The following is a 13,231-nucleotide window of genomic DNA, read 5'->3' on the forward strand; positions in this document are numbered from 1 at the left end:
GTGAAGCAGCTGTTGGAAGAGTTAATTCGAGCTGATGTAGGAAAAGTGCTTGAGAATGAGCCGTTAAAAAAACATACAACGATGAAAGTCGGCGGACCGGCAGATGTGTTTGTCGAGCCAAAAAGCATTGAAGGCTTAATGAAAACAATGGAAATCATCAAAAAGCATCATGCAGATTGGCGCGTAATAGGGAGAGGATCCAATTTACTTGTTTTAGATGAAGGAATTGCCGGGGTCGTAATTAAATTAGGAAACGGCATCAGCCATTTAACCATTCAAGATGAGGAGATCACAGTAGGGGGAGGCTATTCATTAGTCAGCCTGTCAACATTGATCAGCAGAAAAGGATTGTCTGGTTTAGAATTTGCCAGCGGCATTCCCGGATCTGTAGGCGGTGCGGTCTATATGAATGCGGGTGCGCACGGCTCGGATATTTCAAATGTTCTCAAAAAGGCGCATATTTTGTTTGCAGATGGGACATTAGAATGGCTTTCCAATAAAGAAATGGAATTTTCATACCGCAGCTCCATCTTGCAAAAAAAGCGCCCGGGAATATGTTTAGAAGCGGTATTTCAATTAAAAAAAGGAGATAGAGACAGCATCGTATCCACGATGCAAAAAAATAAAGAATATCGCCGTGAAACACAACCTTGGAACCATCCTTGCGCAGGAAGCATTTTCCGAAACCCCCTTCCTCATTATGCTGGTCAGCTCATTGAAAAAGCCGGCTTAAAAGGCTACAAAATCGGAGGCGCAAAAATATCGGAGATGCACGGGAATTTTATTGTCAATGAAGACAATGCAACAGCTTCAGATGTTCTGGCCCTCATCGATTTTGTAAAAAAGACGATTTACGAGCAATTCCAAATCAAAATGGAAACGGAAGTTGAAATTGTTGGAAGGAATAAATAGGAAAAATCTTTCTCCCTTTCAGCTTGTACATTATGTTATAATATTTCAACAAGATTTTTTTAAAACGGCATGCTATTGCCGTTTTTTCACCTTTAAACATTTTTTGCTCCTTTTGGACAAGCTTATATATTAAACCTGGATTCAATGAATCTAGGATGGGGTGAACATAGACTTGGAAAAAGAAAAAATCGTTTCAATCGAGGATCGGATACCGAAGCTCAAGCAGCAGCGCAAACAAAAGGCAAATAGGAGATTTATACTATTTATTCTCACCTTCTCCTTGCTTATTTTATTAATTATTTATTTAGAAACGCCGTTAAGCAAAGTGAAAAACGTAGAAGTGAGCGGAAATGTCAATGTTCCCAGCGATGAAATCATTTCGCTTTCCGGTATCGATCAACAGACGAATTTTTGGAGTGTTAATAAAGAAAAAACGATCAAAGCCTTGAAAAAACATAAAGAAGTGAAAGGTGCGAACATAGTCAAAATTTTCCCTCACACCATTCGGATTGAAATTGAAGAAATGAAACGAGTAGCCTACGTGTCCAATGGATCATCCTTTTACCCGGTTTTGGAAAACGGGGAAACTTTAGATGGACAAAAAAGCGTAAAAGTGCCTGATGCTCCGATCTTATTCGGTTTTGACGATGCTGAATTTGCTCATCTCATGACTGAACAATTGACAAACCTTCCGCATTCCATTTCCAATTCCATTTCTGAGGTTCACTATACGCCGGAAAAAATGGATCCGTACATAATTACATTATTTATGAACAACGGCTATGAAGTGAGAGCTTCTATGAAAACTTTTGCTGAAAAAATGCGTTCATATCCAATGATTGTAAAAGAACTCAACCCGAAAGTAAAAGGGATTATCCACTTAGAAGTCGGTTCTTATTTTGAGCCTTACAGCAAGAAAGGATCACAGAAGAATAAAGGGGACAAAGCCGATGAGGAAAGCTAATGCCAGCCATGTCATGTTATTTTTTATTATGCTCGTCGTCGGTTTCTTAATTTCATATTCTTTTCAATGGACAAAAGAAAGAAAAGATTTGAATGTATCACCAGAACAGTGGGAAAAAGAATATGAAACAAGAAAGCTGCTGATCAATCAAGAAGAAACAAACCGGAAGCTCCAGGAGGAGCTTTTTCAAAAACAAAAAAAAGTTACAGAAATTGAAGAGCAATTGAAAAAAGAGAAAGAGCTTTATTATAACTTAGTTGAAGATGTTGAAAAATTGAGGATGTTTGTAGGAGAGGTAGGGGTTGTCGGCGAAGGGATTGAAGTGACGCTCGAAGACTCTTCTTATGTTCCAGAAGGGGAAAATGTGAACAATTATATTGTTCATGAAAGCCACATCTTTAAAGTTGTGAATGAATTGCTCATTTCAGGTGCGACCGCTGTAGCGATCAACGGACAAAGAATATTCCATCATTCTTATATCATCTGTAACGGCCCCGTCGTAACGGTAGATGGAAACCAATTTCCCGCTCCATTTGTTATTTCTGCCATCGGAGATGCTGAGGTATTGACGCAGGCGCTAAACATTGCAGGAGGCGTTTTGGATCAGCTTGCCTATGAAAATATTGTTGTAAAGGTGGAAAAGAAAAAAGAAATTAAAATGGGGCCCTATTTGTCAAATGAACTGGATGATTAGCGGAAACCCTAGCTAACCTAGCTCTAGAAAAAAGAAAGGTGATGGACGATTGATTAAACCAAAATGGAAATTTGCCTTTACATTTTCCATCATTACAACAATTTTTGGGTTTATGCTTGGCGTGCAATATCGATCCATAGAAGAACCGGACGAGCGTGATACGAGGGATATGTGGGAGCTCCGTGAAGATTTAAAAAGAGAACAAAAGCTTCAAGTGGAATTGTTAGAAGAAATCCGCAAATATGACCAAATGCAAAGGGAAATGGAAAAAAACGAAAGTCCTGAAAAAGCGTTGAAAGATACTTTAGAAGAGCTGAAGGCGAAAGCGGGTTTAACCGAAGTAAAAGGTGAGGGTGTCGTTCTCACAGTTGAGCCTTTGTTTGACAGCAACCTGCTCGGAAAACCTATTCAGCCGATTTCGCCAGAGCTTTTAAAGCGTCTGATCAATGAAGTGAACTCTTATGAAGCAAAAGAAATTTCAATAAACGGATACAGAGTTGTCAACACAACCGTTATCCGCGATATTAACGGAATAACGAAAATTGACGGAAACAGTCTGAACACTTACCCGATTGAAATCAAAATTTTATCAAACGACGCTGAAAAACTTTACAGTAAAATAAATGGATCTGCATTGAAAGACGATTTTGCGATTGATAATTTGAAATTGACCGTATCTGCACCGCAGAAACAGCTAATTATACCGCCTTATGAAAAATCGATCCGCATTCAAAATATGGCACCTCTTAAAGATGAAAAGGAAGGGAATTAGTTATGTGGCTCCCGGTTATCGGAATTCTTTTAGGTATCATCTTAGGTCTGTACAGCAACATTCAAATTCCAGATGAATATTCCAACTATTTATCAATAGCCATACTTGCTGCGCTTGATACTCTGTTCGGGGGATTCCGGGCATACTTGCAAAATTCTTATGATGAGCTTGTGTTTGTTTCCGGATTCTTTTTTAATATACTTTTAGCTGCAAGTTTAGCTTTTCTCGGCGTTCATCTTGGTGTAGACTTGTATTTAGTAGCAATGTTTGCTTTTGGAGTTCGGCTTTTCCAAAATATAGCGGTTATTCGCAGAATTTTAATCGCAAAATGGAACAGCGGCAGAAATACGCACAAAAAAAAATCCAACTTTTAAAAGGGAAAATAGATCAAGTGTTGAATTTACACATATACAAATTGAAACAAATATGTAACGTTCGTTTCATTGTATTGTTCTATTGGACGTAATAGAATAGTAGTATTGGATAAGGAGGTGCCAAAAGCATTGAACAGCAATGAAATATTTGTCAGTCTTGACATCGGTACATCCAATGTAAAAGTAATCATTGGCGAAATGATGGATGAATCGTTAAACGTTATTGGTGTTGGTAATGTGAAATCAAAAGGCTTAAAAAAAGGATCAATTGTTGATATAGATGAAACCGTTCATTCTATTAAAAAGGCTGTGGAACAAGCGGAAAGAATGATCGGCATGCCCCTCCATAAAGTTGTTGTCGGTGTGAGCGGCTCTCATGTAAAACTTCAAGATTGTCAAGGAGTAGTGGCAGTTTCAAGTGAAAACCGAGAAATTCAAAATGAAGATGTAAGGCGTGTCATTGAAGCTGCACAAGTTTTATCCATTCCCCCAGATCGGGAAATTATAGATTGCATTCCGAAGCAGTTTATTGTAGACGGTCTTGACGGGATACATGATCCAAGGGGAATGTTGGGAGTAAGGCTGGAAATGGAAGGGCTGCTCATCACCGGATCAAAAACTATTCTACATAATTTACTGCGCTGCGTTGAACGTGCAGGCCTTGAAATTACGGATATTGCACTTCAGCCTCTCGCATGTGGTTCAGTTGCTTTATCCAAAGACGAAAAAAATTTAGGCGTAGCTCTTATCGATATTGGCGGGGGATCCACTACCATTGCAGTTTTTGAAAACGGAGAGTTAAAAACAACTTCCGTTCTACCGGTTGGGGGAGAACACATTACCAACGATTTATCAATTGGTCTTAGAACTTCCACAGAAAATGCTGAAAAAATTAAAATTAAACATGGACATGCCTTTTATGATCATGCATCTGAAGACGAGGTGTTTGATGTTCCGATTATAGGCAGCGATAAAATGCAAAAATTCAATCAGCTTCAAATAGCTGATATTATTGAGGCTAGAATGGAGGAAATTTTTCTGCTTGTAGCTCAAGAAATTGCAAAACTGGGCTTCAGGGAATTGCCCGGAGGTTTCGTGTTAACTGGCGGAAGTGCAAACATTCCTGGTGTGCTTGAACTTGCTCAAACTGTACTCGCCCACAATGTTCGGATTGCTAGCCCCGACTACATAGGTGTTAGAAATCCTCAATACATGACAGGTGTCGGTCTCATCCAGTTTGCCTACAAAAATGCAAAAATTCAAGGGAGACGGATTGGATCGAAGGTGGAGGTGGAACAGATTAAGCAAACTGTTCCGAGTGAAGCGAATGAAGTGACTTTAAAGCAAAAAACGAAGCGTCAAAATGAAGAAAAAATGAGCAGAGTGAAGAAATTTTTTGGGTACTTTTTCGAATAAATTTCGTCAATAGAGCATTGATGGATTAGGGAGGATTTTGCATGTTGGAGTTCGATACGAATATTGACGGCTTTGCAACAATTAAAGTTATTGGAGTAGGAGGCGGCGGAAATAATGCCGTCAACCGGATGATTGAACATGGTGTGCAAGGTGTAGAGTTCATTGCTGTCAACACTGATGCACAAGCATTAAACCTTTCAAAAGCAGAAACAAAAATGCAAATTGGCGCAAAATTGACAAGGGGCCTTGGTGCAGGAGCAAATCCAGAGGTCGGAAAAAAAGCTGCTGAAGAAAACAAGGAACAAATTGAAGAAGCTGTAAAAGGTGCAGACATGGTGTTTGTAACGGCTGGAATGGGAGGAGGCACCGGAACTGGTGCAGCACCTGTCATTGCGCAAATTGCCAAAGATTTAGGAGCACTGACGGTCGGCGTTGTCACGAGGCCGTTCACGTTTGAAGGAAGAAAACGCGCTATGCAGGCGGCTGGTGGAATTGCAGCCATGAAAGAAGCCGTTGACACTCTTATTGTGATTCCGAATGACAGACTTCTTGAAATTGTTGATAAAAATACGCCGATGCTTGAAGCTTTCCGTGAAGCGGATAACGTTCTTCGTCAAGGAGTGCAAGGTATTTCTGATTTAATTGCTGTGCCGGGACTCATCAATCTAGACTTTGCGGACGTGAAAACGATTATGTCGAACAAAGGTTCTGCATTGATGGGAATCGGAGTAGCAACGGGAGAGAACAGAGCGGCTGAAGCTGCCAAAAAAGCAATCTCAAGTCCGCTTCTTGAAACTTCAATCGATGGGGCGCAAGGAGTATTGATGAACATTACCGGCGGAACAAATTTAAGCCTATATGAGGTTCAAGAAGCAGCCGATATTGTTGCATCAGCCTCGGACCAAGATGTCAACATGATCTTTGGATCTGTTATTAATGAAGATTTGAAGGATGAAATTGTTGTAACAGTGATTGCAACTGGATTTAGAGAAACTGAAATAAATCCTAGCAAGCAAGAAGCGAGACCATTTGCTCCTAATAAGAAGCCAAATGTTGCAACTAAGCGTGAAGTGAAAAAGGAAGAGCCGACTCACGACATTACGAGCCGTGCATTGCAGCAGGCAGAAGATACGCTTGACATCCCGACATTTTTAAGAAACAGAAAGCGCCGCTAAAAAAAGCATGGGTGACAATAGACGTCATCCATGCTTTTTTCTTAAAGCTCATCAAGCGGGCAAAATGGAAGGTTTTTAATATTTGCATGCGTAAAACAGTTTAAATATTGGACTGGAACATAAATATTTGCAGGATTCAGAGATTCCTTTTAGGCATGATTTGTTCAAAAATCGTATTACGGCGGAAAGAATCAAAAAATTATGTAAAAATAGATAAACAGATTTGAACGCGTTCCCGAAAATAGCAAAACGAATGAATCAAAACTTTATGAAAAAATACGACATGCCATTTGAAAAAAATGCGGATCCTTGCTGAAAATTTAATGCCATGTATATGGTAAGTTCTAATATTTTTTGTGGAATATAAATTGCAGATATATACGCGAAAGGACCTGGCTTTTTAGCCAGGCTTTTTCCTCGTTCTGAAAAAGTATAAACATTTACACAGCTTTTTTAAGAAAAGATCTCCTGTAATTTCCCCATCGTCTCTTAACGAAAGTGTTTACAACTTCAGCAATTTAGCTTTCTTCCTCTAAAAGGCTTGTACCGTTTTTTTTTCTTTAACCATTTTTCCATTCGACGAAAACATTAGGAATCCGTCAAAAATTGTATGCTGTACTCGCCACTATTTGACACAATTTGGAATGAATAGCGTTTATACTACCTATTAATAGCAAGTCAGAAGCCTAGAAAATTGAATGGTGGGAGAGGAAGAGGCGGTTGACCATTTATTTGGATGCTATTTGGCTGATGAATTTTTGCTTTGATATCATGCTCCTTTTTCTTACAGCAATCATCTTAAAGAGAAACATTGTATGGAAAAAAATAATGATTGCTTCGCTCATCGGCTCCGCTATTGTGATATTGCTTTTTTCGCCTTTCGCACAGCTGGCGAGCCGTCCGGAATCAAAACTAATCCTCTCATGTGTGATGGTTCTTTATGCTTTTGGCTTTAAGAAGTTTCGCTACTTTATAGAAAATTTATTGACTTTCTATTTTGTCACTTTTGCAGTTGGGGGAGGTATGCTTGGCACTTATTATTTTTTTCAAGTAGGCTTTTCATTTCAAAATAACATGATTTTAACAAATGGAAATGGCTTCGGAAATCCTGTCAGCTGGTTATTTATCGTGGTCGGCTTTCCGATTATTTGGTATTTTTCCCGCTTGCGGCTTGAACAGGTTGAAGCAAAAAAAATCCACTATGATCAAATTGTCGATGTTTCGATCACGATGATGGAGAAAAAAGTAACAGTAAAAGGATTGATTGACAGCGGCAATCAATTGTATGATCCCATCACTAAGAAGCCAGTCATGATTGCCGAAGCGGAAAAATTAATGACCGTGTTTCCTGAAAGTATGCACCAAGTCATTTCAAATCGAAATCCTATGGAGGCTGTGACAGCAATAGAACAGAAAGAATGGATCGGCAGGCTGAAAATTATTCCGTACCGCTCAGTTGGCCAGGATCTTCAGTTATTATTAGCCGTAATAGCAGACGAAGTGGTGATTCATACAAAAGAAGAATCATTAATGCTGTCCCGCCCGCTTATTGGACTAAATCATTCGCGGCTTTCAAGCGAAGACGATTATCAATGCATTATTCATCCAAAAATGATCCAGACGGGTAAACAAAAAGATGCTTCTTAGCCTTTATTCATAGCATACTCATAAACCAATTTGTTTAGAAGGGGGAACAACATGAAAAAAATTAAGCTTTATCTCACGTATATATGGTACAAGTTTTTAACAAAATTAGGGATCAAAACAGATGAAATTTATTATATCGGCGGAAGCGAAGCGCTGCCGCCTCCGCTTTCGAAGGAAGAGGAAGAAATACTGTTAAAAAAACTTCCGAGCGGCGATAAGGCTGCCCGTTCGATTTTGATTGAACGAAATTTGCGCCTTGTCGTGTATATTGCCCGAAAATTTGAAAACACCGGCATCAATATTGAAGATTTGATCAGCATTGGGACGATCGGGCTAATTAAAGCAGTCAACACCTTTAATCCCGAAAAAAAGATCAAGCTTGCGACATATGCATCTAGATGTATAGAAAATGAAATATTAATGTATTTGCGCAGAAATAATAAGACAAGATCTGAAGTTTCTTTTGATGAACCGTTGAACATTGATTGGGATGGAAATGAACTGCTTCTTTCGGATGTTCTCGGAACAGAAGACGATATTATTACAAAGGATTTGGAGGCTAATGTTGACCGAAAGCTATTAATGCGGGCGCTGCAGCAATTAAATGAACGAGAAAAACAAATAATGGAGCTTAGGTTTGGATTGCATGGCGGAGAAGAAAAAACGCAAAAAGATGTGGCTGACATGCTCGGGATTTCTCAATCTTACATATCAAGATTGGAAAAAAGAATTATTAAGCGTCTTCGAAAAGAATTTAATAAAATGGTGTAATTTTTGCTTGCTAGTCGCATGTATAGCGAAAAATCAACAGCGTGTTCACTCTGAAAAGCTTGTGCATATTTTTCCCCTTCAGGGAGATACTTAACTTAAGACAGCAAGAACTCCTGTAAGGGGGAAACGAAATGACAAGAAATAAAGTTGAAATTTGCGGTGTTGATACTTCGAAGCTTCCTGTTTTAAAAAATGAAGAAATGCGAGAATTATTTAAACAAATGCAAAGCGGTGATTTATCAGCCAGAGAAAAGCTTGTCAACGGAAATTTGCGACTCGTTTTAAGCGTCATCCAAAGATTTAATAACAGAGGCGAGTTTGTCGATGATCTTTTTCAAGTAGGATGTATTGGGTTGATGAAATCTATAGATAATTTTGATCTGAGCCAAAACGTAAAATTTTCTACTTATGCTGTACCGATGATCATCGGTGAAATTCGTCGATATTTGCGAGACAACAATCCGATACGTGTTTCAAGATCATTGCGTGATATTGCCTATAAAGCTTTGCAGGTGCGTGAAAAACTCATGAGCGAAACGTCACGTGAGCCGAAGGCAGAAGAAATTGCTAAAGAGCTGAATGTGCCGCATGAAGAAATCGTTTTTGCTTTAGACGCCATTCAAGATCCAGTTTCATTATTTGAACCGATTTATAACGACGGCGGTGATCCGATCTTTGTCATGGATCAGTTAAGCGACGAGCGAAACCGCGATTCCAAGTGGATTGAAGAAATTGTTCTAAAAGAGGGGATCAGACGATTGAATGATCGGGAGAAGCTGATATTGAAAAAAAGGTTTTTTCAAGGCAAAACACAAATGGAGGTAGCAGAAGAAATCGGCATTTCCCAAGCTCAAGTTTCTCGGCTTGAAAAAGCTGCCATTAAACAAATGACCAAAAATATTCAATAATCATTGGGCCACATTCTTTTGAATGTGGCCCTTTATCATCATTCAAAAAAAAAACTCATATACTGATTGTAAAAATACTTGAGGGGAGAAGCCGGCATGATCCATATTTCCGATTTGCAAATAAAAGATGTTGTGAATGTCCATGACGGAAAAAAATTAGGAAGCATTGAAGACGTTGACATCGACTTAAAAACTGGTAAAATTCAAGCGATCATGATCACTAGTCAAGGGAAGGTTTTAGGTTTTTTTGGAAAAGGGGAAGAAATTGTCATTCCTTGGAGGAACATCGTAAAAATCGGAAAAGATGTTATTTTAGTAAGAGTTTCGAAAAATGTTGAAACAGAATAAGAATCGCACGAATTTTGGTTAAATGTTGGCTTAAAGATATGTTAAAATAAAAATAAGAGAATTGTCGAAGAGGAATGGTACAATGAAACATGAACCGTTTCAATTAACAGATGAATCTTTTTTCTCCATACCTGCTTGGGCGAAGCTTCATTCTCAGATTACAGCAGGTTTTACGACGAGAAAAGGAGGATTTTCCAAGAATGGTTTTGCTTCATTAAATTTAGGTCTTCATGTGAATGATGAAAAGGAAACGGTGATCAAAAATCGAAAAATCATTGGGGACAAAATTCGTTTTGATCTACCAAACTGGGTATGTGCCGATCAAGTCCATGACAAACAAATTGTCAAGGTAGTAAATAAACATAAAGGATCAGGGGTTTTTACATATCGTCAATGCATCACTCAAACGGACGGCCTATACACATCGGAAAAAAATATATTACTTTCCCTTTTTTTTGCTGATTGTGTTCCGATTTTCTTTTTTTCTCCAAAAGACTCACTGATTGGCATCGCACATGCGGGCTGGAGAGGGACTGCGAAAAATATAGCAGGTGAAATGATCGACAGTTGGGTTTTGCACGAAGGTGTGCAAGCTCAAAATATATTTGCAGCCATAGGTCCTTCAATCGGCGAATGCTGTTATGTCGTCAATGACGATGTGATCGATGCGATCAAACCTCTTTTTGACAATGAGACGACATTTTATAAACAGCTTGAGAACGGCCTTTATTCTATTCATCTTGCAGAAATCAACAAAAGATTGTTAATGAAAAAAGGAGTGCCGGAACATCAAATCCTATTGACCTCATATTGTACAAGCTGCGATCAAGATTTGTTTTTTTCCCATCGAAGAGATCAAGGGAAAACAGGACGAATGATGGGATTTATCGGTTTGAAGGAGGGATACTAAGCCTTGTCAGTGAAAGAAAATTTAGCACGAATCCAACAGGAAATCGAACAAGCATGCAAAAAATCAAATCGAAAAATAGATGATATCCAAATTATTGCAGTGACGAAATATGTAACGGTAGAACGGGCTATAGAGGCGATAAATTCAGGCATTTTACACTTAGGCGAAAACAGGGATGACGGTTTTTTATCGAAATATAACAGCATTGGGTCAAAAGCTGTCTGGCATTTCATCGGCACACTTCAAACTCGAAAAGTGAAAAATATTATAGACAAGGTCGATTATATTCATTCGTTGGATAGAATATCGCTAGCAAACGAAATTGAAAAAAGAGCAGATCGAACGATCAAATGCTTTGTGCAAGTAAATACATCTGGCGAACAGTCAAAGCATGGCGTGGCTCCTGAACAATGCATTGATTTTATTCAACAGTTGAAGGAGTATCGCCATATCGAAGTTGTCGGATTAATGACAATGGCTCCATTTACAGAAGATGAAGATGAAATCAGAAGATGCTTCCGAAGTTTAAAGCAACTGCAGGAACAAGTGAAAGCACTAAATATAGCGAATGCACCATGTACAGAGCTATCAATGGGGATGTCCAACGACTACAAAATCGCGGTTGAAGAAGGGGCTACTTATCTTCGCATCGGCTCCTCGCTAGTAGGTACATAAAACGAAACTGGAGGTAAATCAGATGAGCTTAAAGAATAAATTTAAAAGCTTTTTTGCCCTCGATGATGAAGATTATGAGATTGAAGATATGGAAGCTCCGGAAGAGAAACACCAACATGAACCGATTATGTTCAATCACAACAGCAGCGTTGAAAAAAATGCCGCTTTCGGAAAACAAAATGTTGTAAGTTTGCAAAGCGCCCAAAAATCCACTAAAGTAATATTATGTGAGCCAAGAACGTATTCAGAGGCGCAAGAAATTGCTGATCATCTGAAAAACCGCCGTTCATGCATTGTCAATTTGCAGCGGATCGGGCATGATCAGGCAAAAAGAATTGTTGATTTTTTAAGCGGCACTGTTTATGCGATTGGCGGAGACATCCAGCGTGTTGGAACAAACATATTTTTATGTACCCCAGATAACGTAGATGTCGCCGGCTCCATTTCCGATTTCATGGCAGATGATGAAAATAAAAGGTGGTAGAAATGATTGATGGGGACAATATATAACATATTAAGTTTTTTGCTCGATATTTATTCCTATGCGATTATCATTTATATTTTGATGTCTTGGTTTCCGAATGCAAGGGAAACGTCCATTGGACAATTTTTAGCGGCTATATGTGAGCCTTATTTAGAACCGTTTAGAAGAATCATTCCTCCATTAGGGATGATTGATGTATCTCCTATTGTTGCATTGATTGCCCTGCATTTTGCAGATTATGGGCTGTATGCTCTTTTTAGTATGATTTCATAAAATTCATTCGCCGATTGACATTCGAATTGTTTTGTATGCCAATCGGCTCTTTTCATATCATAATTGGAGTTGTCTCTTATGGAGAGTGTTTATCAGCATTTTCGCAAAGAAGAAAGGGAGTTCATTGACAAAGTCTTTGGATGGAAACAAATTGTGACTGAGCAATATCGGCCAAAATTGACCGATTTTTTAGATCCGCGGGAACAGAAAATCATTAAGACATTGATCGGTGAAAATCCGGATGTTCACGTGCAATTTTTCGGAGGCTATAAAAATGCTGAAAGAAAGCGGGCTTTTTTTTACCCTGACTATATTCAACCGACATTAGATGATTTTTCAATGTTCGCATTTGAAATCATGTTCCCGAAAAAATTCGTAACATTATCACATCGCGAAGTGCTTGGATCGCTTATGTCGCTCGGCTTAAAACGGAGCAAGTTCGGCGACATTATCATTCATGATGAAACGGTGCAAGTCATGGTTGCGCAAGAAATTGCCAATTTTCTGCAGCTGAACTGGAATAAAATTGGAAAGATTTCCGTTCGTTTGAAACAGATTCCATTCGAAGATGTGTTTTCTCATGAAGAAGAAATGGATATTTCTTTGATCACCGTTTCTTCGCTTCGGCTCGATGCTGTTCTAGCAAATGTTTATCACCAATCTCGGCAAAAAATAAAATCGCTTATTGAAAATAGTCTTGTCAAAGTCAATTGGAAAATTGTTGAGGATGCTCATTTTGAAATTGCGGAAGATGATGTGTTATCTGTCCGAGGATTCGGAAGAAGCAAAGTTTTGGCAATTGAAGGGAAAACAAGAAAAGATAAGTGGCGCATTAAGATCGGAATACAAAAATAATATTACAAATGGAAAGATTTTTGCCCATTCTGTCGAAAAATCGTTTATAATTG

At 38.7% G+C, this 13,231-nt stretch carries 16 protein-coding genes; all 16 read left to right on the plus strand.

The window, feature by feature from the left end; all coding sequences use genetic code 11:
* Window positions 1-912 carry a UDP-N-acetylmuramate dehydrogenase gene (murB, locus tag NSQ61_RS04290; RefSeq protein WP_066251810.1) on the plus strand — a complete coding sequence of 304 codons (912 nt, stop codon included), beginning with the start codon at window positions 1-3 and terminating at the stop codon, window positions 910-912.
* A 172-nt stretch (window positions 913-1,084) separates the two neighbouring features.
* Window positions 1,085-1,876: a cell division protein FtsQ/DivIB gene (locus tag NSQ61_RS04295; RefSeq protein ID WP_063388493.1), complete on the plus strand. Its 792-nt coding sequence runs from the start codon at window positions 1,085-1,087 to the stop codon at window positions 1,874-1,876.
* On the plus strand, window positions 1,863-2,570 hold the full coding sequence (locus NSQ61_RS04300) for a DUF881 domain-containing protein (RefSeq protein WP_063388492.1): 708 nt from the start codon (window positions 1,863-1,865) through the stop codon (window positions 2,568-2,570). The genes NSQ61_RS04295 and NSQ61_RS04300 overlap by 14 nt, the downstream gene beginning before the upstream one ends.
* A 49-nt stretch (window positions 2,571-2,619) precedes the next feature.
* Window positions 2,620-3,342: a DUF881 domain-containing protein gene (locus NSQ61_RS04305; RefSeq protein WP_232515562.1), complete on the plus strand. Its 723-nt coding sequence runs from the start codon at window positions 2,620-2,622 to the stop codon at window positions 3,340-3,342.
* A gap of 2 nt (window positions 3,343-3,344) precedes the next feature.
* A complete protein-coding gene (locus NSQ61_RS04310) occupies window positions 3,345-3,716 on the plus strand; it encodes a small basic family protein (RefSeq protein WP_063388491.1) in 372 nt (123 codons plus the stop codon).
* Between the two features lie 129 nt (window positions 3,717-3,845).
* Window positions 3,846-5,132 (plus strand): cell division protein FtsA, encoded by a 1,287-nt coding sequence (gene ftsA, locus NSQ61_RS04315; protein ID WP_063388490.1) that lies wholly within the window; start codon window positions 3,846-3,848, stop codon window positions 5,130-5,132.
* Window positions 5,133-5,173: 41 nt separating this feature from the next.
* A complete protein-coding gene (ftsZ, locus tag NSQ61_RS04320; protein ID WP_063388489.1) occupies window positions 5,174-6,307 on the plus strand; it encodes a cell division protein FtsZ in 1,134 nt (377 codons plus the stop codon).
* Window positions 6,308-7,027: 720 nt separating this feature from the next.
* Window positions 7,028-7,954, plus strand: a complete 927-nt coding sequence (gene spoIIGA / locus NSQ61_RS04325; protein ID WP_063388488.1) for a sigma-E processing peptidase SpoIIGA — start codon at window positions 7,028-7,030, stop codon at window positions 7,952-7,954.
* Window positions 7,955-8,005: 51 nt separating this feature from the next.
* A complete protein-coding gene (gene sigE, locus NSQ61_RS04330) occupies window positions 8,006-8,725 on the plus strand; it encodes an RNA polymerase sporulation sigma factor SigE (RefSeq protein WP_063388487.1) in 720 nt (239 codons plus the stop codon).
* Window positions 8,726-8,856: 131 nt separating this feature from the next.
* Window positions 8,857-9,633 (plus strand): RNA polymerase sporulation sigma factor SigG, encoded by a 777-nt coding sequence (sigG, locus tag NSQ61_RS04335; protein ID WP_063388486.1) that lies wholly within the window; start codon window positions 8,857-8,859, stop codon window positions 9,631-9,633.
* Between the two features lie 96 nt (window positions 9,634-9,729).
* Window positions 9,730-9,981: a YlmC/YmxH family sporulation protein gene (locus NSQ61_RS04340; RefSeq protein ID WP_063388485.1), complete on the plus strand. Its 252-nt coding sequence runs from the start codon at window positions 9,730-9,732 to the stop codon at window positions 9,979-9,981.
* 82 nt (window positions 9,982-10,063) lie between these two features.
* The gene (gene pgeF, locus NSQ61_RS04345; RefSeq protein WP_063388484.1) at window positions 10,064-10,891 is read left to right on the plus strand and encodes a peptidoglycan editing factor PgeF; all 828 of its coding nucleotides are present in this window, start codon (window positions 10,064-10,066) and stop codon (window positions 10,889-10,891) included.
* Window positions 10,892-10,894: 3 nt separating this feature from the next.
* The gene (locus NSQ61_RS04350; protein WP_066246582.1) at window positions 10,895-11,566 is read left to right on the plus strand and encodes a YggS family pyridoxal phosphate-dependent enzyme; all 672 of its coding nucleotides are present in this window, start codon (window positions 10,895-10,897) and stop codon (window positions 11,564-11,566) included.
* Between the two features lie 22 nt (window positions 11,567-11,588).
* Window positions 11,589-12,050, plus strand: a complete 462-nt coding sequence (locus NSQ61_RS04355) for a cell division protein SepF (RefSeq protein ID WP_063388482.1) — start codon at window positions 11,589-11,591, stop codon at window positions 12,048-12,050.
* A 9-nt stretch (window positions 12,051-12,059) separates the two neighbouring features.
* A complete protein-coding gene (locus NSQ61_RS04360; RefSeq protein ID WP_063388481.1) occupies window positions 12,060-12,323 on the plus strand; it encodes a YggT family protein in 264 nt (87 codons plus the stop codon).
* A gap of 78 nt (window positions 12,324-12,401) precedes the next feature.
* Complete coding sequence (locus NSQ61_RS04365) at window positions 12,402-13,178, plus strand: YlmH family RNA-binding protein (RefSeq protein ID WP_063388480.1); 777 nt, start codon at window positions 12,402-12,404, stop codon at window positions 13,176-13,178.
* Window positions 13,179-13,231: the final 53 nt, after the last annotated feature.

This window comes from Aeribacillus sp. FSL K6-1121, assembly GCF_038003725.1.
GTDB lineage: Bacteria > Bacillota > Bacilli > Bacillales > Aeribacillaceae > Aeribacillus > Aeribacillus composti.